The sequence below is a fragment of the Brevibacterium sp. VCM10 genome (genome assembly GCF_000583215.1).
Taxonomy (GTDB): Bacteria; Actinomycetota; Actinomycetes; order Actinomycetales; family Brevibacteriaceae; genus Brevibacterium; species Brevibacterium linens.
In genome coordinates this window covers 1-20,852 of record NZ_JAJB01000040.1, presented here as the reverse complement: position 1 = coordinate 20,852, position 20,852 = coordinate 1, and the positions used below count along the sequence as shown (strand labels likewise).

At 65.7% G+C, this 20,852-nt stretch carries 16 protein-coding genes; 9 read left to right on the top strand and 7 right to left on the bottom strand.

Going from position 1 to position 20,852, the window contains the following annotated elements; translation table 11 throughout:
- Together AD89_RS0112430 and AD89_RS0112425 are read right to left on the bottom strand one after the other, a co-directional pair.
- Positions 1 to 2,514: a GcvT family protein gene (locus tag AD89_RS0112430; RefSeq protein ID WP_025779345.1), complete on the bottom strand. Its 2,514-nt coding sequence runs from the start codon at positions 2,512 to 2,514 to the stop codon at positions 1 to 3.
- Between the two features lie 238 nt (positions 2,515 to 2,752).
- Positions 2,753 to 3,529, bottom strand: a complete 777-nt coding sequence (locus tag AD89_RS0112425) for an IclR family transcriptional regulator (protein ID WP_025779344.1) — start codon at positions 3,527 to 3,529, stop codon at positions 2,753 to 2,755.
- A gap of 118 nt (positions 3,530 to 3,647) precedes the next feature.
- On the opposite strand from AD89_RS0112425, the gene AD89_RS0112420 reads away from it, so the two are divergent.
- Positions 3,648 to 4,397, top strand: coding sequence for an IclR family transcriptional regulator (locus AD89_RS0112420; RefSeq protein ID WP_025779342.1), 750 nt, complete (start codon positions 3,648 to 3,650; stop codon positions 4,395 to 4,397).
- A 115-nt stretch (positions 4,398 to 4,512) separates the two neighbouring features.
- Here AD89_RS0112420 and AD89_RS0112415 read toward each other — a convergent pair whose 3' ends face one another.
- On the bottom strand, positions 4,513 to 5,373 hold the full coding sequence (locus AD89_RS0112415; protein WP_025779340.1) for a methylenetetrahydrofolate reductase: 861 nt from the start codon (positions 5,371 to 5,373) through the stop codon (positions 4,513 to 4,515).
- Positions 5,374 to 5,517: 144 nt separating this feature from the next.
- Here AD89_RS0112415 and AD89_RS0112410 point away from each other — a divergent pair, with 144 nt between their 5' ends.
- Entirely contained in the window at positions 5,518 to 6,822 is a 1,305-nt protein-coding gene (locus AD89_RS0112410; RefSeq protein ID WP_025779338.1) for a glycine cleavage T C-terminal barrel domain-containing protein, read from the top strand.
- A gap of 234 nt (positions 6,823 to 7,056) precedes the next feature.
- Here the strand turns inward: AD89_RS0112410 and AD89_RS0112405 are convergent, their stop codons facing one another.
- Entirely contained in the window at positions 7,057 to 8,511 is a 1,455-nt protein-coding gene (locus tag AD89_RS0112405; protein WP_025779336.1) for an APC family permease, read from the bottom strand.
- Positions 8,512 to 8,680: 169 nt separating this feature from the next.
- Between AD89_RS0112405 and AD89_RS0112400 the strand changes: the two genes are divergently transcribed.
- Together AD89_RS0112400 and AD89_RS0112395 are read left to right on the top strand one after the other, a co-directional pair.
- The gene (locus AD89_RS0112400; RefSeq protein WP_025779334.1) at positions 8,681 to 10,015 is read left to right on the top strand and encodes a TrkH family potassium uptake protein; all 1,335 of its coding nucleotides are present in this window, start codon (positions 8,681 to 8,683) and stop codon (positions 10,013 to 10,015) included.
- A gap of 27 nt (positions 10,016 to 10,042) precedes the next feature.
- Positions 10,043 to 10,780: a potassium channel family protein gene (locus AD89_RS0112395; RefSeq protein ID WP_025779333.1), complete on the top strand. Its 738-nt coding sequence runs from the start codon at positions 10,043 to 10,045 to the stop codon at positions 10,778 to 10,780.
- A gap of 117 nt (positions 10,781 to 10,897) precedes the next feature.
- Here AD89_RS0112395 and AD89_RS0112390 read toward each other — a convergent pair whose 3' ends face one another.
- Entirely contained in the window at positions 10,898 to 11,194 is a 297-nt protein-coding gene (locus tag AD89_RS0112390; protein WP_025779332.1) for an antibiotic biosynthesis monooxygenase family protein, read from the bottom strand.
- Between the two features lie 328 nt (positions 11,195 to 11,522).
- Entirely contained in the window at positions 11,523 to 12,941 is a 1,419-nt protein-coding gene (locus tag AD89_RS0112385) for a site-specific DNA-methyltransferase (RefSeq protein WP_025779330.1), read from the bottom strand.
- Between the two features lie 37 nt (positions 12,942 to 12,978).
- Between AD89_RS0112385 and AD89_RS0112380 the strand changes: the two genes are divergently transcribed.
- Complete coding sequence (locus tag AD89_RS0112380; RefSeq protein WP_231488646.1) at positions 12,979 to 14,631, top strand: FAD-dependent oxidoreductase; 1,653 nt, start codon at positions 12,979 to 12,981, stop codon at positions 14,629 to 14,631.
- Between the two features lie 35 nt (positions 14,632 to 14,666).
- Positions 14,667 to 15,926: an alpha/beta hydrolase gene (locus tag AD89_RS0112375; protein ID WP_155807436.1), complete on the top strand. Its 1,260-nt coding sequence runs from the start codon at positions 14,667 to 14,669 to the stop codon at positions 15,924 to 15,926.
- A 91-nt stretch (positions 15,927 to 16,017) separates the two neighbouring features.
- On the opposite strand, the gene AD89_RS0112370 is transcribed toward AD89_RS0112375, so the two are convergent.
- A complete protein-coding gene (locus tag AD89_RS0112370; RefSeq protein ID WP_025779324.1) occupies positions 16,018 to 17,373 on the bottom strand; it encodes an ImmA/IrrE family metallo-endopeptidase in 1,356 nt (451 codons plus the stop codon).
- A 3-nt stretch (positions 17,374 to 17,376) separates the two neighbouring features.
- Between AD89_RS0112370 and AD89_RS20180 the strand changes: the two genes are divergently transcribed.
- The 3 genes from AD89_RS20180 to aceB all read left to right on the top strand — a co-directional run bounded on the left by AD89_RS20180 (position 17,377) and on the right by aceB (position 20,811).
- Positions 17,377 to 17,658 carry a hypothetical protein gene (locus AD89_RS20180; protein WP_197021761.1) on the top strand — a complete coding sequence of 94 codons (282 nt, stop codon included), beginning with the start codon at positions 17,377 to 17,379 and terminating at the stop codon, positions 17,656 to 17,658.
- The gene (gene aceA, locus AD89_RS0112365) at positions 17,651 to 18,961 is read left to right on the top strand and encodes an isocitrate lyase (RefSeq protein ID WP_025779322.1); all 1,311 of its coding nucleotides are present in this window, start codon (positions 17,651 to 17,653) and stop codon (positions 18,959 to 18,961) included. The genes AD89_RS20180 and aceA overlap by 8 nt, the downstream gene beginning before the upstream one ends.
- A 242-nt stretch (positions 18,962 to 19,203) precedes the next feature.
- Positions 19,204 to 20,811: a malate synthase A gene (gene aceB / locus AD89_RS0112360; protein ID WP_025779319.1), complete on the top strand. Its 1,608-nt coding sequence runs from the start codon at positions 19,204 to 19,206 to the stop codon at positions 20,809 to 20,811.
- Positions 20,812 to 20,852 lie beyond the last annotated feature (41 nt).

Sequence of the window (20,852 nt, the reverse complement as noted above, 5' to 3'; positions counted from 1 at the left end):
TCATCTCCTGATGCGCTCGTTGTCGGGGTCGAACAGCGGCGTCGAATCGACCGATGCCACCGTAACGGGATAGAACTCCTCCATGTACACGACCTGCAGACTGTTGCCCAGAACCGCCTCGGCGGGTGGGAGGAACGCCATGAGCACGTGTCTGCCCAGGCTGGGAGCCGACCCCGCCGAGGTGACATAGGAGGTCCGGCCGTGCCCGTCGATCAGCGGATCGCCGTCGGCAGAGACGATGGGTTCCCCGCCGAGCATGTACCGCATCTGACCGCTGGCACTCGTGTGATCGTCGACGGTGAGTGAGCACAGCACCGCCTTCGGCTCCTCCTCGCGGTGGCGCAGGTGGGCGGCCCTGCCGATGAAATCCTGGGACTTCACCTTCGGTCTGCTCATCCCGACTTCGACGACGCTGCGTTCGGAATCGAGCTCGGCCCCGAACGCGCGGTAGCCCTTCTCGATCCGACCGGTGGTGCCGTAGACGCCGAGACCGACGGGGATGAGTCCGTGACCTCGGCCGACGTCCATAAGCGCATCCCAGAGCTTCAACCCCGATTCCATCGGCACGTAGAGCTCCCAGCCGAGGTCGCCGACATAGGAGATGCGGGAGGCGAGCACTTCGAGCGAACCGATCTCGATGACCCGGGCGGTGCCGAATCCGAACCCCTCATGGGAGACATCGGCGCTGGTGAGCTCGCCGAGGATGTCCCGGGCTCGTGGTCCCCACAGTCCGATCGTCGTCCACGAACTCGTGAGATCGGCGATCTGCGCGCCCGTATCGGGCAGGCGGTCTGCGAACCATTTGAGATCGACCATTCCGTGGGCGGCGCCCGTGACGACGCGGAAGCGGTCGTGTGCCAGTCGCATGATGGTCAGGTCGGAACGGAACCCGCCGTTCTCATCGAGGATCGGGGTGTAGACGACCCGACCGACGGCCACATCCATCTGCGCCAGGGCGATGTGCTGGACCGCGTCGAGGGCGGCGGGGCCGAACACGTCGAAGATGACGAAGCTCGAGAGGTCGACGAGTCCGGCGCGCCTGCGCATCGCCAGGTGCTCGGCATTGATGATCGGCGACCACCAACGGGAATCCCATTCGGCGCTGCGATCCATCACCGCGTCGCCGAACTCATCGAGCAGTCCGGCATTCGACTCGAACCACTGCGGTCGCTCCCACCCGCCGGCTTCGAAGAACACCGCCCCGAGATCGACCTCGCGCTGCCACATCGGTGAACGGCGGACGTCGCGATCGGAACTCCACTGCTCGCCGGGATGGACGATCCCATAGGTCTTGTTGAAGGCCTCCGAGGTGCGCGCCGTCACGTGGGCGCGGGTGCGCTGGTGAGAGTGGAAGCGTGCGATGTCGGCACCTTGCACGTCGATCTCCGGCAGGCCGTTCGTCATCCATTCGGCCACGGCCCGACCGACGCCCGGCCCTTCCTTCACCCACACGGCCGCCGCCGACCACAAGCCCTTGACCTGGGGTGATTCGCCGAGGATGGGCGCCCCGTCGGGGGTCAGCGAGAGCAGACCATTGATGGCATAACGGATCTCGACGTCCGGATTCGACAGCACTTCGGGCATGAGTTCGACGGCCTGTTCGAGCTGCGGATCGAAGTCCTCGTCCGTGAACGGCATCTCCGTGGGGGAGAGCTTCGCCGCCTCGATCGAGGGGATCTCATCCGGGTCGTGGAGGATGGGCCGGTGGGCATAGGAGCCGATCTCCATATCGGAGCCGTGCTGACGCTCGTAGCAGAAGGTGTCCATGTCCCGCACGATCGGAAACGAGATCTCACCGGGACGTTCGGCCAGCTGCGGGACGGGTCCGACGCTGATCATCTGGTGGACCGCCGGAGTCAGCGGGATCGCGGCACCAGCCATGGCCGCGATGCGCGGAGACCACACACCGCAGGCGACGAGGATGCGGTTCGTCGCGATCTCACCCTTCGTCGTGTGCACGGCCGTGATCTGCCCGCCAACGACTTCGATGCCGGTCACCTCGGTGTTGGGCGAGACCGTGAGCGCACCTGTCGCTTCGGCGGATTCGCGCATCATCGTGCCCGCCCGCACCGAATCGACGACGCCGACCGTCGGGGTCCAGAACGCGCCGAGGATGACCTCGGGATCGAGGAACGGCACCTTCTCGGCGACCTCGGCGGGGGTGACGAGGGAGGATTCGATGCCCCACGCCCGTGCCGAGGCCATGCGCCGCCGCAGCTCTTCCATGCGCTCTTCGGTGCGGGCGACTTCGAAGCCGCCGGATTCGGTGAAGACGCCGAGGTTCTTGTATTGGCGCATGCTGTCGAGGGTGAGGTCGGTGATCTCACGCGAGTGATCGACGGGGAAGATGAAGTTCGAGGCGTGTCCGGTCGAGCCGCCCGGGTTCGGCAGCGGGCCCTTGTCGACCTGGACTATATCGGTCCACCCGAGCTCGGCGAGATGATGGACGAGGCTGTTGCCGACGATGCCGGCTCCGACAACGACGACGCTGGCCTGGGCGGGGATGGAAGCCATGAGCAGGCTCCTCTCTGAAGGCTTCGTCGCCTTCACCGGCATTGTTGCGAATTATGCAACGATGCGCGCTATGTGGAACTGCGTACGATGATCGTCCTCCGCCGAGGCGGGAGTGTCAAGAGGTTGTCTGTGCCGTCTTCGTCGGGTCGAGTGAGCGTGTTGAGAGCGGCTTCAGGGGTGACCGGCGAGGCTGCCGTCAGCGCGTCCGTGCCGAGCTCGCGTGGTTCAGCGTTGTGAATCAGTGTTCGCGCCACCCGAGACGGGCGGAGATCTCGGCGGCCGCCTGTGTGAGCAGGCCTCTGGCAGACGTGACCTTGTCGGTGGTGAACCGGAAGCTCGGTCCCGAGGCCGAGATCGAGGCGATGACGTCCCCGTGGGCATTGCGCACGGGAGCGGACACCGCGGTCAGCCCGACCTCGAGCTCATCGATGACGAGCGAGAATCCGGCGGCGGCCACCTCGGCGACCTGGGTGAGCAGCTGGGGAACCGAGGTCACCGTGTGCGGGGTGTAGCGGGTCAGCTTCGCCCCCAGGGTCTCGCGGATGCCGTCCTCGCTCAGGCCCGAGAGCAGGACCTTGCCGTTGGAGGTTGCGTGCAGCGGAATGCGCTGACCGACCCAGTTGTGACTCTGCACCGACGACGTCGACGAGGCCTGGTCGAGGTAGAGGGCTGCGCCGTCGGAGAGGACGGCGACATTGATCGTCTCACCGGTCGCCTCGGCGAGCATCTTGGTGATCGGGCGGGCCTCCTGAGCGATGTCGAGGCGCGCGGTCGTCGCCCCGGCCAGACGGAGGATGGACAGGCCCAAGCGGTATCGGCCGCGGTGGTGATCCTGTTCGACGAGTCCGCGGGCCTCGAGGGTGGAGACGATGCGCGACGCCGTCGATTTGTGCACCCCGAGCTCACCGGCGATCTCGGTGATCCCGGCGAGCCCGGTGCGGGCGATGATCTCGAGGATCGTCACGGCCCGATCCACGGATTGGACGCCTCCCGAGCCCGCTTCGCTGTTGCTCATTTCGAAACTGTAACTCACGACGCGCAACCCGGCCAGAGTCTCAGGGCGTGGGGTAGGGTGAGTGCGGTCGGTGGGCCTCGATTCCGCCGACCCCCTTTCCCCGACGGAGCTGAGCACGATGAGCAATGGGACCCAGTCGATCGACCGGGCGGCAGAGATCCTGTCGTTGGTTGTCAGATCCGACGAACCGATCTCCTACACCGAGGTGGTCGACGAGACCGAATTGGCTCGGTCGACGGTCTCGCGCCTGCTCTCCGCACTCGAGCGCAACGGTCTCGTCGAACGCGACGGTGAGGGCCTCTATCGCGGCGGATCGCTGTTCGCGACCTATGCCTCCCGCTTCGACCGGGTGGAGAACCTGGTCTCCGCGGCCGATCCGACCCTGCAGCGCCTCAGCGAAGAGACCGGGGAGACCGTCAACCTCGCCATGCCGGGCCCCAAGGGGGTCGTCCAGGTCGCTCAGGTCGACTCGACCTTCGTCCTCGGGGCCACGAACTGGGCCGACGTCGAGGTGCCGCCGCACTGCTCGGCTCTGGGCAAGGTCATGTTCGCCTACGACGTCATCCCGCTGCCGACCGGTCGGCTCGAACGGCGCACCGAGAAGACCCTGGGCTCACGCAAGGAGCTCACCGACGATCTCGACACGGTGCGCGAACGCGGATTCGCCATCGTCCACGAAGAATTCGAGATCGGCCTCGACGCTCTGGCGGCACCGGTGTTCGGCATCGACGGAGACGTCGTCGCGGCCGTGGGAATCTCCGGGCCGACGATGCGCATCGCCGACCACCACGACCGCCTCGGCGCAATGCTCGTCGACGAGGCGGGACTGCTCTCGCGCAGCCTCAAGCGCAAGGTCACTCACCGGTAGATAGAGCGAAAATAGGTCACTTTCGGATACTTTTCGGCGCTGAAAGTATCCGATGGTGACCTGGATTCGTGTGGCCGTGTCCGATTGCGACCTATTCTCTGACTGCAGTGGCTGCTCACCACGCCGTCGAGACCTCTTCGGCGCCGCCGAGGGCCGCGAGCTGCTTGCGGCGCCAGACCTCGGTGTCCTTGATCTGATTGAACGTATAGATGTGCAGACCGGCGATGCCCATGGCCGGGTCGTCGAGCACCGGGCCGATCTTGTCGAGGAACTTCCGCGGGTTGTAGCCGCCTGGCTTGGCCATCCGCGTGAACGTCGCCGTGTTCTTGCGCAGGAATCGGGTGGACTCACCCACCCCGATCTTCGTCGCGACGCGGGCGAGCTTCGCCAGCTCTACCTTCCCGGCGATGCCGAGGACCAGCGGCAGCTCGATGCCGCGCGAGCGCACCCGGGCCACCCATGAGGCGACAAGAGCCGGATCGAAGCACAGATTCGACACCAGGTGCGTGGCGTAGTCGCGTTTGTCCCACATCGCCTGGACGGTCACATCATCGGGGATGATCGGGTGCGATTCCGGATAGGCGCTGACGCCGATATGGCGGAACGGGGCGGCCATGGAAGAGAGATCGACGAGGAGGTCGTGGGCTCCGACGTACCCGCCGGCCGGGGGAGTGGCGTCCCCCGCGGGGACGAAGATCCGGTCCACAGCCGCCTCGGCGAGGCGATCGACGATCTCCGTGAGCTCGGGTCTGCCGTGGATCATCCGTGCGGCCAAGTGGGGCACGGCGCGGAATCCCAAAGCCTGGAGCTGTTCGGCCGTGGCCAGCGTCGCCTCAAGCGTCAGTCCCGTCGACGCGGTCACGGTGATTTCGCGCCCGGGTGCGACGTACTCTTCGATGCGTTCGACGATGCCGGCCGTGGGCAGAACTTCATAGCGGGCGGTGCTCAACAGCGTGCGCAGGGTTGACTGTGACATCCTCGTCTCCTTCTCGGAGGTCGATTCATGAAACTCGCAAGTGCGAGTTCCTTGCGTCCCGGTGCCTTCGATCCTACACTCATTGTACCCATGATATGGGAATTGAGTTCCATAATATAAAACTGTGCGAGCAGGGGGAACACCATGGACAACAACGTCCCCACAGTGGACCAAAGTGACAGGCAAGTCCCGATCAACCTACGTCAGTCCGGCCCGACCCCGGTCGAAATGCTCATCGACACCCGTGTCCGCAAGTCCCCGTACTGGGAACTGTCCATGCAGCAGGGTTGCTGGCGGGCGTCGATCTACAACCGGATGTACCACCCGCGTGGCTACATCCCCCGCGACGAGGGCGGGATGATGGCCGAGTACCAGTCCCTCGTCAACGATGTGACCCTGTGGAACGTCGCCGTCGAACGGCAGATCCAGGTCAAGGGTCCCGACGCCGAGGCGTTCGTCAACTTCGTCATCACCCGTGACGCAACGAAGATCCCGGTGATGCGCGCCCGCTACGTCATCCTGTGCAATGAGGCCGGCGGCATCCTCAACGATCCGATCCTGCTGCGGGTCGGCATCGACGAATTCTGGTTCAGCCTCTCCGACACCGACCTCATGCTCTGGCTGCAGGGAGTCAACGTCGGCGGCCGGTTCGACGTTACGATCTCTGAGATCGACGTCGCGCCCGTGCAGGTCCAGGGCCCGAAATCCGTCGACGTCATCGCCGACCTCGTCGGGGAGGAAGGGCGCACGCTGCCCAGCTACGGACTCATGGAAGCCCAAGTCGGCGGGCGTGACGTCATCATCTCCCAGACCGGATTCACCGGTGAGAAGGGCTACGAGATCTACCTGAAGGATGCGACGAAGTACGCCGAGGATATGTGGAACGCCGTCCTGGAAGCCGGCGCGCCATACAACCTCAAGGTCGTCGCCCCCAGCCACCACCGCAGGATCGCCGCCGGCATCCTCTCGTGGGGACAGGACATGGACTTCGAGACACTCCCGTTCCAGGTCAACCTGTCCTACCAGGTGCCCCGGAAGAAGGAAGCAGACTATATCGGCAAGGCCCGGCTCAAGGAGGTGCGCGATCTCATCGAGGCCGGTACCCCGCCGTATCGCACACAGCTGGTGGGTCTGCTGATCGGCGGCAAACCGATCACGGACTACGCGCCGGACTTCTGGCTCGTCTCCGCCGCAGCTGATGGCGAGGCCGTCGGGTATGTGACCTCGCCGTGGTATTCGCCGGAACTCGAAGCGAATATCGCCATGGCGCACGTTCCGGTGTCGGCAACCGAGCTCGGCACCGAGTACTGGGTGCATCTGCCGGAGCCATTCGCCGATGCTCCCGGAGTCCCGGTTCGCGCCGAGGTGGTCGAGATGCCGTTCCGCCCGAGCGTCAACCCCAACCAGCGTGAGCGTCTGAAGATGCGCGGCCTCGACGCCGCCGTCTGAGCCGACTCCCGCTCTCGAGACCGAGCGCGGTCGCCGTTGCTTCGAGCCGGCGGCCGCGTTCGCATCCCACACCCGCAGCGGCTGTTCCTGCAGTCAGCAGAGCACCCCTCACCGTTAGTGACGCCTCGCTTCGATGCAAAGGGGTGATCTGTCGCTGACGGTGAGGGGTGCTCGTAACGGTGCGAAGTGCGACTGGCGGTGACGGATGCGCCTGGGCCAGCCGGACGCCCGCGATCACTTCCCGCGCAGCGCCTTGACCTTGGCGAGCAGTTCGTTCTCGGCGTTCGGGCCGGCCTTGACTCCGCGCGGCAGGCGGAACATGAAGACGATTCCGATGAGCAGCCACAGGCCGAACATCGCCCATGACTGCCAGGCGAGCTGTGCGGAGACCGGGGTGATCGGCAGGTAGAGGACGAAGAGGACGAGCGTGAGCACGGCTGCTATGACACCGATGGCGAAACCGGAGTTGCCCTTGCCTCCGATGCGCAGCGGTCGGTCCATCGCCGGTTCGCGCTTGCGCAGGACCAGGAAGGCGACGCTGACGAGGAAGTAGGCGATGACGATCGCAGGCGACCCCGCATCGACGATCCAGCCCAGCGCCGCCGAGCCGAGGAACGGCGCGAGGGCTGACAGCGCCCCGATGAAGAGGATCGCGTTGACCGGAGTGCGGTAGCGCGGGTGGAGCTTGCCGAACCAGGCCGGGATCATGCCGGCCACAGCCATCGCCCACATCAAGCGAGACGAGCCCATGAGGAACGCGTTCCACGAGGTGATGATGCCTGCCAGGCCACCGGCGATGACGATCTTGCCCCAGACGGCGGAATTGAACATGGCCGCCAGCGCATCCGCAGTGACGAGGTCATGCGTGGCCAGGTCGGAGGCGGGCATCGCCAGAGACGTCATCCCGATGACGATGACGTAGAAGGTGATCGCCATGAGCACCGAGACGACGACGAGCTTGCCGATCTTCGCCGGCGGCAGGTTGATCTCCTCCGCCGACTGCGGGATGACATCGAAGCCGACGAAGAGGAACGGCACGACCGCGACGACGGCGATGAAGCCGGATCCGCCGCCGGTGAACAGCGGTTGGGTGTTCGCGGCCTCGCCGCCGGTGAAGCCGCCGGCCAGGAGCATGAGGGCGACGATGATGAGGAAGGAGACAACGAAGGTCTGGACGAGGGAGGCGATCTTCACGCCGCGGATGTTGATCCAGGAGATGATGATCGCAGTGACAGTGCCGACGAGCGCCCAGGTCAGGTACACATCGAAGTCGGCGATCGTCCACAGCTTGACGAACTCGAGGTTCGGGAAGAGGTAGAGGGCGGTCTTCGGCACGGCGACGGCTTCGAACATGACGACGCTGATGTAGCCGCCGGTGATCGCCCAAGAACCGAAGAGGGACACCTGCGGTCCCATCGCCCGGATCAGGTAGTTGTGCTCACCGCCGGCGTGCGGCATGGCGGCCACGAGTTCGGAGTACACGGTGCCGACGAAGCACATGATGATGCCGCCGACGACGAAGGCGAGGATGGCGCCCAAGGTGCCGGCGCCGGACAGCCATTCGCCGGTGAGCACGACCCAGCCGAATCCGATCATCGCGCCGAATCCGATGAACAGCGCATCGAGCGAGCCGAGGGCCTTGACGAAGCCGTGGCCACGATCCGTTGGTGCTGCCTGCGATTGACTCATGAGTACCTCGAGACTTCTGTGTGGATGGACGAACAGATACTGGGCCGTGCCGCCGGCGTGAGCCGAATCACGGCAGTTCCGATAAGGCAGAGTAGCAGGATTCTGACCGTTACCGGTGAGTTGTCTGCCCGGGACGCCGAACCGTTGCGATGGTGCTACATTTCGTCAGGTGCACAGCTCACATCGCGCAGCGATCGTCCGCGTCATCGCGGGCTACACGGCAGCACTGGTCACCGGAACCACTCTGCTCATGACCCCGGCGGCCACCGTCGCCGACGGCGGCATCTCACTGCTCAAGGCGCTCTTCACAGCCACCTCGGCGCTCAGCGTCACCGGACTCGTCGTCCTCGACACCGGTCAGGATTTCACGCTCTTCGGTCAGATCGTCATCGTCTGCCTCATCCAGGCCGGCGGCCTCGGGGTGCTCCTGCTCACCGCACTGCTCGCCCTGCTGCTGGCCGGAAAAGCCGGCCTGCGGCTGCGACAATCCGTGGCCTCGGAGACGAAGAGCGACGCGATCGGCGGCGTCAAGCCGCTCGTCCTGCGCATCACGGCACTGACCGTGGCGACGGAGCTCGTGGTCGCCTCGGTGCTGTTCTGCCGGTTCTTCTTCCACTACGACGAACCCGTCACGACCGCGATCTGGGATGCGATCTTCCATGCGATCTCCGCGTTCAACAACGCCGGATTCGGGCTGCGTCAGGACAACCTCGTCGACTATGTGGCCGACCCGTTCATCTGCGGTCCGATCGGGCTGGCGGTCATCCTCGGCGGGCTCGGCTATCCCGTCCTCATCGAACTCTTCCGCCGGTACCGGACCCCGCTGAAATGGGGTCTGACGACGCGCATCATTGTCGTGCTCACTCCGGTTCTGCTCATCGGCGGAACCGTCTTCATCGCCGCGATCGAATGGAACAACGCAGCGACGATGGGCCACTTCGATGTCTGGGGGAAGGTCCAGGCCGCGGCGTTCCAATCGACGATCACGCGCACGGCCGGGTTCAACTCGATTGACATCAGCCAGATGCACACGGCGACGTGGTTCGGGATGGACTTCCTCATGTTCATCGGCGGCGGACCGGCGGGCACGGCAGGCGGCGTGAAGATCACGACGATGGCCGTGCTCGCGGCCACGACGTGGACGGAGATCCGCGGCGGCCGCGCCGTGACCCTGTTCGGCCGCCGCATCTCCCGATACGTGCACCGGCAAGCGACGACAGTCATCGTCCTCGCCCTGGGGTGGGTGCTGCTCGCGACGATGGTCATCCTGCTCTGCGACCCGAGATTCGGCCTCAGCCGGGTCCTCTTCGAGGTCATCTCGGGATTCGGCACGGTCGGTCTGTCGACCGGGATCACCGCGGATCTGTCCGCGCCCAGCCAGATCGTCCTCATCCTGACCATGGCGCTCGGCAGGCTGGGACCGGTGACCGTGGCATCCGGCCTGGCCCTGCGTGAACGCCCCATCCGCTACGAACTGCCGAAGGAACGGCCGCTGATCGGCTGAGGCCGCCGGGCCGGAGAGGAAACGACCATGAACGAGAAGAAGAACTGGATGGCGCGGTCCGCGTCGTTCTTCACCGGCGACCCTTCGCCGCTGGCGAGGGACGGTGCGGTGGCCGTGATCGGGCTCGGCCGCTTCGGCGGGTCACTGGCACGTGAGCTCGCCGAGCATGGAGTCGAGGTCATCGGCGTCGACCGCGACGAATCGGTCGTGGCCGAGTTCGCCGACGTTCTCGCCCATGCCTCCCGCGCCGATGCCACCGACGAGGTGGTGCTGCGACAGCTGGGCATCGACGAGGTCTCCCGCGTCGTCATCGCCATCGGCAGCGACCTCGAGGCGAGCATCCTCGTGGCATCGCGGATCCTCAAGCTCGGCAATCGGCACATCTGGGCGAAGGCGATCAGCGAAACCCATGCGGAGATCCTCCACCAGCTGGGCATCGGCAACGTCATCAGCCCCGAGAACGATATGGGTCGTCGGCTGGCCCACCTGATCAGGGGGCATATCTCGGACTTCCTGCCCATCGACGAGGATTTCGTCCTGGCACGCACCACTCCGCCGGTGCGCACGACCGACGTGCCATTGGCCTCGCTGGGGCTGCGCTCGACGTATGACGTCACGATCGTCGCGTTCAAACGTCGCGGCGGCGGCCACTGGGACATCGCCGACCGGGAAGTCACCCTCTACGCCGACGATGAGATCCTCGTGGCCGGCAGCCCGAAGAAGGTCGAAGCGTTCAGTGAATTGGACAAGGACGCCGACGCTTAGGCCGACGTCCTCGGGCACATGGTATTCCCGCGCCGAGGCGGGCCATGAGGTTTCAAGGGTCTCTCCCCGAGGCGGCCCCGGAGTCGGGTGCGTACGCTCCGGGCGCTGGTGCGGGCTTCAGTCGCCGAGGTCGACGACTTCGAACTCGAGGAGATTCGCCTGCTCGGAGACCGGGGCTTTGCCGGTCGATTCGTGCGAAGACGAGCGGCCCTGCTTCCAGGTCTCGAAGTCCTCCTTCGTCGCCCATTGGGTGTAGACGAAGTACTGGTCTCCGCCGGCGACGGGGCGCAGCAGTTGGAAGCCTTCGAAGCCGGGAGCCCCATCGACCGAATGCTTGCGCTGCGCGAAGCGCTTTTCCAGTTCCGCGCGAGCTGGTTCGGGGACGGAGAGGGCGTTGATGGCGACGACGGACATGATGGCTCCTTCTCATCAGAGGCAGTGGTTGTCGGTGAGCAGCTGGCTCACCTCGAGCCTACGACTCCGACCCGAATGCTGTCTGAGGAGTCCGATTGATCGCCCGCAGAGTCTCAGAACCGGTGCTGTGCACGATTCCAGTATCTGGGTATCTGGGTATCTGGGCGCGCGAACCCTGCCTGTGCCTGTATCTGTGCCGAGTTTCGGACGATTCGTGCGGGGGCAGCGCCCGAAAACCGTCACACATCGTCCGGAACTCGCGGTGCGAACGGTACTTCTGCTGACCTGAGTCGTGTTCAGGTGTCCGACTGGTGGGTAGGGTGGCCCACTACTTGCCGTCGTCGACCTCGAGCTGGGTGAAGTCCAGCCCGGGAGAGTGGACGTCGGCGGCGCGGCGGATGCGTTCGGCGGTGAGTTCGCTGATCGTCGGGAATTCGGCGTCGCCACCTGTCGTAGCCGGGCCATCTGCGTCTGCTGCGGCCAGGCCGTCGGCGTCTGTGTCGGCGTCGCCGGTCCGGCCTGTTTCGTCACCAACTGCCGTCACCACGGCCCTCGCAGTCTTCGACCGCAGCGGCTCCGGGGTCTGCACGAGCACGAATGATCGCGCACCTGCGTCGCGCGAATTGGCCTCCATCACGGCCTGCGCCGTGGTCCCGGATCCGGCGAAGAAGTCGAGGACGATGGCATCGGGGTCGAAGAACGTCTGCGAGGCCACGAGCGCCTTGACCAGCTCGACCGGCTTCGGATAGCTGAACACCCCCGCCAGACCCAGCGGCTCCAGATCGTTCTGCCCGCCGAGCGCCTTGATGATCGAGTACATCTTCGAACTCGCCTTCTCCGCCGGCGTCACCCGTACCACCGCGTGCTTGCCCTCGGACCCCCACGGCCGGAGGATGTACTCGCCCGATGCCAGCTTCGCGTCCACCTCGGCGAGTTTCCCCTTGCCTTTGACGGCGACGATGTCCTCATACATCAGCCGCCGCTCGGACCCGCGCGCATACCGGCCGAAACCGGCGCGCAGCACATCGGTTTCCACGAGCATCCGCCTGCCGTCGATGACCTCGAGCTTCGCCGGCGACTTCTTCTCCGTGAGGAACGGCCCGACCCGGCTCGCCTCGCGGGCCCAGACATGCACATAGTCGTGCCCGCGCACGAAGGAGCGCGCATTGCCCCCGCCCTTGGCCCGCTGATGGATGAGCGTGCCCAGCGAATTGTCCTCACCGAAGATCTCGTGCCCGAGCAGCTGCGCCCACGCGCTCTCCTTGTCGTCGAGATGGAGGAACAGCACCCCATCGTCGCGCATGAGCTCGCGCGCGAGCAGCAGTCGCGGGGTCATGAATGACAGCCAACTCGCGTGATCGTGTCCGTGATCCTTGTAGGTGTGCGTGTTGCCCGTGTTGTACGGCGGATCGATGTAGACGACCTTGACCTGCCGGCGGTGCGTGGCCAGCAGCGCCTGCAGAGCCGGCAGATTGTCCCCGACGATGAGCAGATTCTCCCGCGGATCGGGAGCGACGCTCGATCCGTCATCCTTGCGCAGGTGAGGACGGCGGGCGCCCTCGCCGAGGTGGTGCTCGGGTCCCTCGTCACCCTCGCTGAGGCGGGGCTCCCGCTCAGGGATTCCCTCGCCGAGGTGGTGCTCGGGTCCCCGTTCACCGGGGCCGGGCCCGGTGTCGGCATCCGCGATGAGGCGGTGGCCGAGGGCGAAGGCGGCGGCCTTGCCCGGCCACTCCAAGACGGTCGTCATCCTTCTCCTTCACCCCGAACGGTGCCAAGATTGCTGTATGAGTATTTCACGAGTGGCCGTCGTCGGTGCCGGCATCCTCGGTGTCGCCGCCGCCCGCGAAGTCACCATGAGGTTCCCCGCCGCCGAGGTCACCGTCTTCGACAAGGCCGAGACCGTCGCCGCACATCAGAGCGGTCACACCTCCGGAATCGTCGACTCCGGACTCGATCAGACACCCGGTTCGGCCGAAGCCGACCTCACCAAGCGGGGCCTCCAGCTGCTCATCCCCTATATGGCCGAAGCCGGCGTGCCCTACCGGGAATGCAGCCAGCTGCTCATCGCCCAGAACACCGACGAAGCCGAACGCCTCGAAGAAATCTTTGCCCGTGCCAAGGACAATGAGGTCCCCGGCGCGCGACTGCTCGAACGCCACGAGATCGGAGCCGTCGAACCGGCTGTCAGGGGAGTCCTCGGACTCTGCTCACCCCATGCGGCCGTGGCTGACTTCTCGGCGCTCACCGCGGCGCTCGCCTCCGACGTGCGCGGCGCCGGTGGGACATTCCGCTTCGGCACCGAGGTCACCGGCGTCGACGCCATGAGCAACGAAGTCCGACTGCGTGGGCGCCCGGTCCCGGCCGGTGGCACGCAGGCGGGGGATGGGGCCGCAGCCTCGGACTCCGGCGATGGCGCCCGGGGTGAAGGCACTGCCGACGAACAGGGCGAACGCGATGATGCGGCCGGCCCCGACGCTCGCGGCGCAAAGAATACCGACGCCCGGGACAGTCGCGACGAACAGGTCCGCGACCGGCCGCGCACCTACCGCGGGGAGGAAGGCCGTGAACCCGTCATCGGCATCGGCGACGAGCTGCGCGATCGCTTCGGTGGGCAGGACTGGTTCAGACAGGCCGAATCGACGATCGGCGAGTGGACGCAGAAGGTCTCCGACGCGTGGGCGAACCGCGACGGCTCGCGTACTGGTGGTGCAGGATCGCGCGCTGGTGACACACCCAGCAAGTCGCGCCGCGACGGCTCGGTCCGGGACGCTCCAGCCGAGGAAGTGCTCGGTGCCTTCGACATCGTCATCGTCTGCGCCGGCCTCCAGGCCGATCGCCTCGCGACCGCCGCGGGGCTGGATGCCGAACCGAGGATCGTGCCTTTCACCAGCGACTTCTATCGGATCCCTGCTGCTGATACAGACGCCCCCACCGGCACCGAGGTGGTCCGCGGCATCATCGGATCCGTTCCCGACCCGCAGGCCCCGTTCACCGAAACCTCGATCATCCGCGGACTCGACGATGGGCTCATCCTCGGACCGAACGCCTTCGTGGCCCTCGGCCGCGAAACCTACGACCGCCACGGATTCGACCTCGCCGACATCGGTTCGACCGCCAGATCCAAGGGATTCTGGAAGTTCGCCGCCCAGACAGCGAAGACAGCGGCCCGCGGAGCCAGGCCGCTGGTGAGCCGGACCGCCTTCGTCGACGGAATCCGCCGCTTCGTCCCCGAGCTCGACCCGACCACGGTGGTCCCCGGAACCCGCGGAGTCCGCGCTCAGGCGATGACCGCCGACGGCGAACTCATCGACGAACTCACTGTGACCAGGCGCGGGAGGCTGACCATGGTCAGGTCCGTGCCGAAGTGGGCGGCCACCTCGGCGCTGGCGATCGCCGAGACGATCGTCGATCGGGCCTTCGAGAACTCGGCCCGTTGAGGCCAACCTGCCATCCTGTGAAAGGGATACTGCTCGTGAGCGAAAATCGGCAAGTCCCCGCGCTGTGTACGTGGATCGAAAACGGTCCTGACGAAAGCTGGACGCTGCAGGTGGATCTTCCGGCCTCATCCATTCCCGCCGAGGCGGCTCCCGAGGACGGACAGGAGATCTTCGTCGACCTCAACGGCGTCACGAACAGACGGAATGTGCCGGGCGGAATCATGGTCCGACGCCCGGCCGGGGACGAGGGCGGCGACAGTGTCGACGGTGCCGGCGCGACGCGGTATTCGATCGAACTGGCGGTTCCGCGGGGGTATCGCGGGGCGTTGCGCTTCCTGCCCGTGCCGCGAGGACTCCAGGTCGCCGACCGTCCGACCTGGCTCGATGTCCTCGCGAAGGGTTTCGTTCCCACCGGTGATCACGGCCTGCGCACGGTCACGGAAATGCGTCGAAAACAGGTCCTCGAACTCGCCGCACCCGATGCCCGGCCCGTGAACTGGACCGGTGGATCCAGAGCGGGCGCTGGCACGAGCGGAAGGGAGGAGGAAGGACGGTCCGACGTCGACGAACAGGTCATCACCCTCGGATCCGCGCCGAGGTGGATCTGGACCCACCGACCGCAGCGGGGCCCCGCCTCGGCGCCGGTACTCGTCGTCTTCGATGGGGAGAGGTTCATCCGCGGGGGACTGCTCGAGGCGATCGACGAGTTGGTGTCTCCGCCGTCAGCGGTCATCGCCATCGACCATGCACCCGTCGGGGACGACGGCCCCGATGAGGACGCGGCCGTCGGCCAGCGCGCCGATGACCTCGTGATGAATCCGCGGTTCTGCGACGACGTTCTCGCCCTCGTTCGTCAGACGGCACCGGAGGTCCCGGTCCGTACGATCGTCGCGGGCGCCTCGTACGGCGGACTGGCTGCGGCGTTCTTCTCCCTGCGACATCCGGAAGCGTTCCGCGGAATCTGCCTCTCGCCGTCGTTCTGGGAATCCGACGACCAGGGAAGCCGGATCTGGGATCTCACGCCGAGCGGAGCCGACGGTGAGCCGGGCGGACTCGCAGGCGAGACGGAATCTCGGACGTTGGAAGAAGCCCGGACGACGACCGTCGCACATCCGACGTTCAGTGTTGACCACGGGATCCTCGAGACTGTCATTGCGGACTCGGTAGCCGAGGCGACCGAAGAGTTCGCTGCTCGCGGCATCGACTTCGCACCTCGGCCGTTCATGGGCGGGCACGAATACCTGTGGTGGCGCGAACTCATGCTCGTCCGCCTGGCCGAAGTCCTGGCGGAATAGCCCCAACGCTCGTCAGGCCTGGTCACGGGGCATCCGAAGTGGGGGAGCCGCCTCGGCGAGGGATTGAAGCACCGTCGATCGGTGCCCACGATCAGCCGGAATGGCGTTCGAGGAATTCGTAGACCTCGGTGTCGTCGACGCCGGGCACGGCACCGGGCGGAACCGCGGCCAGCAGGGACGCGTGCATCCGGGCCGACGGCAGCGCCTGGTCCTCCCACTTCTCGGCCAGATCGTCCGGGGCCTGCCGGCAGCAGGACGGATCCGGGCATCCGGACTGCGAGCGGATCGGTGACTCCCGACCTTCGAACCAGCGGACGTGGGAGAACGGGACGCCGACGCTGATGGCGAAGTCGCCGCCGGGCAGCACACGGGCTGTGCACCAGAACGATCCGTGCGGGGTATCGGTGTACTGGTAGTACGGGCTGAAGCGGTCGGCGACGCGGAAGACGGTGCGCGAGGTGAAGCGCTTGCATGCGAACTGTCCCTCGATCGCACCGAGCGGATCGGTGGGGAACGGCAGTCCGTCGTTCGAGTACGCCTTGTGGATCGTGCCGGAATTGTGGACCTTCATGAAGTGCACGGGCAGGCCGAGGTGCTCGGTGGCGAGGTTCGTGAACCGGTGGGCAGCCATCTCGTAGCCGACGCCGAACATATCGCGCAGATGCTCGACGGAGAGCACCCGCTTCTTCTTCTCCTCTTCGAGCATCGGCACGGCCGTGGACTCGGGCAGCAGGATCGCGGCGGCCAGATAGTTGGCCTCGACGCGCTGCTGGAGGAATTCGTGGAAGTCCTTCGGAGAGTCATAGCCGAGGACATGCGGAGCCAGGCTCATGAGCAGGTGCGACCGCGGATCGAAAGCGGCATCGGCATTGGGCAGATACAGGCGCTTGTTCGCGGTGTCCGAGATCGACCGAGTCGATTCTGGCAGGTCGGAGACGTAGTGGAGGCTGAAACCGAGCTTCTCGGCGATGAGCGCTGTCTGCCGCTGTGACACCGTTCCGGATTCGTAGCCGACGAGGTCGAGCAGTTCCGCGGCGGTGGCCTCGAGGTCGGCGAAGTAGTTGTTCTTCTCCCTCATTCGATCCCGCAGCTCCCGGTTGGCCCGCCGTGCCTCCTCCGGGGTAGCGGCCCGTCGCTCCAGAGCCTCGCCGAGCTGCCGCTGAAGACCCACGATCGCCTCGAGGGCATCGGCCGGCAGGGACTTGATCCGCACCTGCGGCAGGCCGAGGGAGGAGTACATAGGGGAGGCCTGATTGCGTTCGGCCTCCAATTCGAGGGCTTGACGCTCGTCGATCGGAGCGGGGTCGATGAGCTCGGAGACATCTGTCTTCAGCGCCTTCGCAATCGCGGCCAAGAGCGTGACAGAAGTTTCTCGCTTGCCGTTCTCGATCGTCGAGATCTGGGACGCCGCACGCCCCACTTCCTGCCCCAGCTCGTTGAGGGTCAAACCGTGCTTCTTGCGAAAAAATCGGATTCTTCTGCCGATGCTGAGCGGGTCGGTCTGTTGCTCTTCGCTCTCAACTTCCGCGCCAACGCTGTTCAAAGTGCCTCCCTCGGTTTCTGTGGGCTGGTTCACGCGATTGAAAAACAGTATGACAGAACCGTGAAATTTCTGAAACCGGAAATATCGAGATTATTCATCCGAAAAAACAATGCGAGAGCGCTTGCGGCCCCCGCAGACTGGATACATCAACAACCCCGAGAGATCGAGAAAGAGAAGGACAATGACTGAGAACACCACGCAGAACAGCTTGCACGATGCTGAAGCCATCCGCCGCGACTGGGCCACCAACGCCCGCTGGTCGGGAGTCGCTCGTGACTACGAGCCCGAGGATGTCGTCAAACTGCGCGGTTCGCTGATCGAGGAGCACACGCTGGCCCGTCACGGAGCCGAGCGCCTCTGGAACCAGATTACCGCCGGCGACATCCACTCCGGTGACTACGTCAACGCACTCGGTGCACTGACCGGCAACCAGGCAGTCGAGCAGGTCAAGGCCGGCCTCAACGCCATCTACCTCTCCGGCTGGCAGGTCGCCGCCGACGCGAACGCCGCCGGTCAGACCTACCCCGACCAGTCGATCTACCCGGCCAACTCGGTGCCGCAGGTCGTCCGCCGCATCAACAACGCTCTGATGCGCGCCGACCAGATCGAGACCTCGGAAGGCAACAAGCAGGTCGACGACTGGTTCGCTCCGATCGTCGCCGACGCGGAAGCGGGCTTCGGCGGCTCGATCAACGTCTACGAACTCATGCGGTCGATGATCGCAGCCGGCGCTGCCGGTGTGCACTTCGAGGATCAGCTCGGTTCCGAGAAGAAGTGCGGCCACCTCGGCGGCAAGGTCCTCGTCCCGACCTCGCAGCACATCCGCACGCTCAACGCCGCCCGCCTCGCGGCCGACGTCGAGAACGTGCCCAGCCTCGTCATCGCCCGTACCGACGCCGAGGCAGCCACGCTGATGACCTCGGACATCGACGAGCGCGACCAGCAGTTCGTCACCGGTGAGCGCACCGCCGAAGGCTTCTACAAGGTTCGCAACGGCATCGAAGCAGGCATCGCACGCGGACTGTCGTTCGCTCCCTACGCGGACATGCTGTGGATGGAGACCTCCACACCTGACCTCGAAGCAGCCAAGCAGTTCGCCGAGGCGATCCATGCCGAGTACCCGGACCAGATGCTGTCCTACAACTGCTCGCCGTCGTTTAACTGGCGCAAGCACCTCGACGATGCCACAATCGCGAAGTTCCAGCGCGAGCTCGGAGCCATGGGCTACAAGTTCCAGTTCATCACCCTGGCCGGCTTCCACGCTCTGAACTACTCGATGTTCGATCTGGCCCACGGCTACGCCCGCGAGCAGATGAAGGCATACGTCGACCTGCAGGAGCGCGAGTTCGCTGCCGAGGAGCGCGGATACACCGCGACCCGCCACCAGCGTGAGGTGGGCACCGGCTACTTCGATCTGGTGTCGACTGCACTCAACCCCGAGTCGTCGACCACCGCGCTGGCCGGCTCCACCGAAACCGCTCAGTTCCACTGAGCCGCGCCGGGTTTTCGCCCCGCTGACCAGCGGGGATGAGCCCACCAGAGACCCGGGGCGGATCGATGATGTTTTCACGGGGTTTACATCGTCGATCCGCTCCGTCACACCACAGACGCATCGAAACCCCGCCACGATCCCACCGGAACGCTCACTGTCACTGCGGAGCCGCCTCGGCGAGGATCACCCACAGACTGAAAGCCACATATTCCAGGCACACTACGACGGGTGAGGAGAAGCCCATGTCTTACATCAAGATCAACGCGCCGCTCGAAACCGGCTTCGGCACCGTCCTTTCGGAGCCTGCTCTGACGTTCATCGCCAAGCTGCACGACGAGTTCGCCGGCACCATCTGCGACGTGCTGCGCACGCGCCGGGCCCGCGCGGCCGAGATGAACGGCGGAACCCTCCCCCGTTTCAAGCCCGAGACCGCACGCATCCGCGCCGACCGCTCCTGGTCGGTCGCCGGATCCGCCGGCGCCCCCGGCCTCGAAGATCGCCGCGTGGAGCTCACCGGCCCGGTCACCGAGGATGAGGTCGTGGCGGCGCTGAACTCGCAGGCGAAGGTGTGGCTGGCCGACCTCGAAGACGCCACGAGCCCCACCTGGGCCAACGTCATCGGCGGACAGGTCAACCTCTTCCGCGCTATCCGCGGTCAGCTGCCCGGCGTCAACAACGACAACCAGCCGACGATCGGGCTGCGCCCCCGCGGTTGGCACCTGCCCGAGAAGCACCTGATCTACGTCGATGACAACGGAGCCGAGTTCTCGACCTCCGCAGCGCTGGTCGACTTCGGTCTCTACTTCTTCCACAATGCTCGGTACCTCATCGACAATGGTTCCGGCCCGTACTTCTACCTGCCGAAGCTCGAGTCCTCGCAGGAAGCGCGCCTGTGGAACAAGGTCTTCGTCCTGGCACAGAACATGCTCGGCATCGAACGGGGCACCATCCGGGCCACCGCTCATATCGAGACGATCACCGCAGTGTTCCAGATGGAAGAGATCCTCTTCGAGCTGCGCGATCACTGCGCCGGCCTCGAAGCCGCCGGCTGGGACTACCTGTTCTCCGTGGTGAAGAACCTGCGCAACACTACCGAGTACGTTCTGCCCGACCGCGAGCGTCTGACGATGGACCTGCCGCTGATGAAGGCCTTCACCGACCGCCTCGTGGCCACCTGCCATCGTCGCGGAGCACATGCGATCGGAACTATGTCCAACCTCATGGCCGATCACCCCGACCAGGAGTTCGTGGCCGCCGAATTCGAGCGCATGCGTGAGGACAAGGCCCGTGAGGCCTGGCAGGGCTTCGACGGCACCTGGGTCGCCGATCCTGCTCTGGTTCCCGCTGCCCTGGCCGTGTTCGACGCCGCTCTGGGCTCGCAGCCGCACCAGCTGGAGAACAAGCGCCCCGACGTACAGGTGACCAGCGAGAACATCCTCGACCGCACCGGCCTCGAGCCGATCGTGACCGAAGAGGGCGTGCGGGTGAACATCCGCGTGGCCATCGGATACATGAACGAATGGCTCGGCGGCAATGGGCACGTGGCTCTGGAGAACCAGCTCGAAGACGTGTCGACGGCCGAGATCTGCCGCTCGCAGATCTGGCAGTGGATCCGCCACGAGGTGACCCTGGACAACGGGCAGCAGCTGACCTCGCGTCTGGTGGAGCGCTACCTCGGCGAGGAGCTGGCGGGCATGGAGCGCCGCGCCGACGACCACTTCGATGAGGCCGTGGAGATCTTCCGCGAGACGGCACTGGGCGAGGAGTTCGCCGAATTCCTCACCATGCCGGCCTACACCGACCACCTGGTCGACCGGGTGTCCAAGACCAGCGAAGCCTTCGTCGCCTAACAATTACTACCTGACGGCGGCCCAGCAACCTCGCGCGAGGT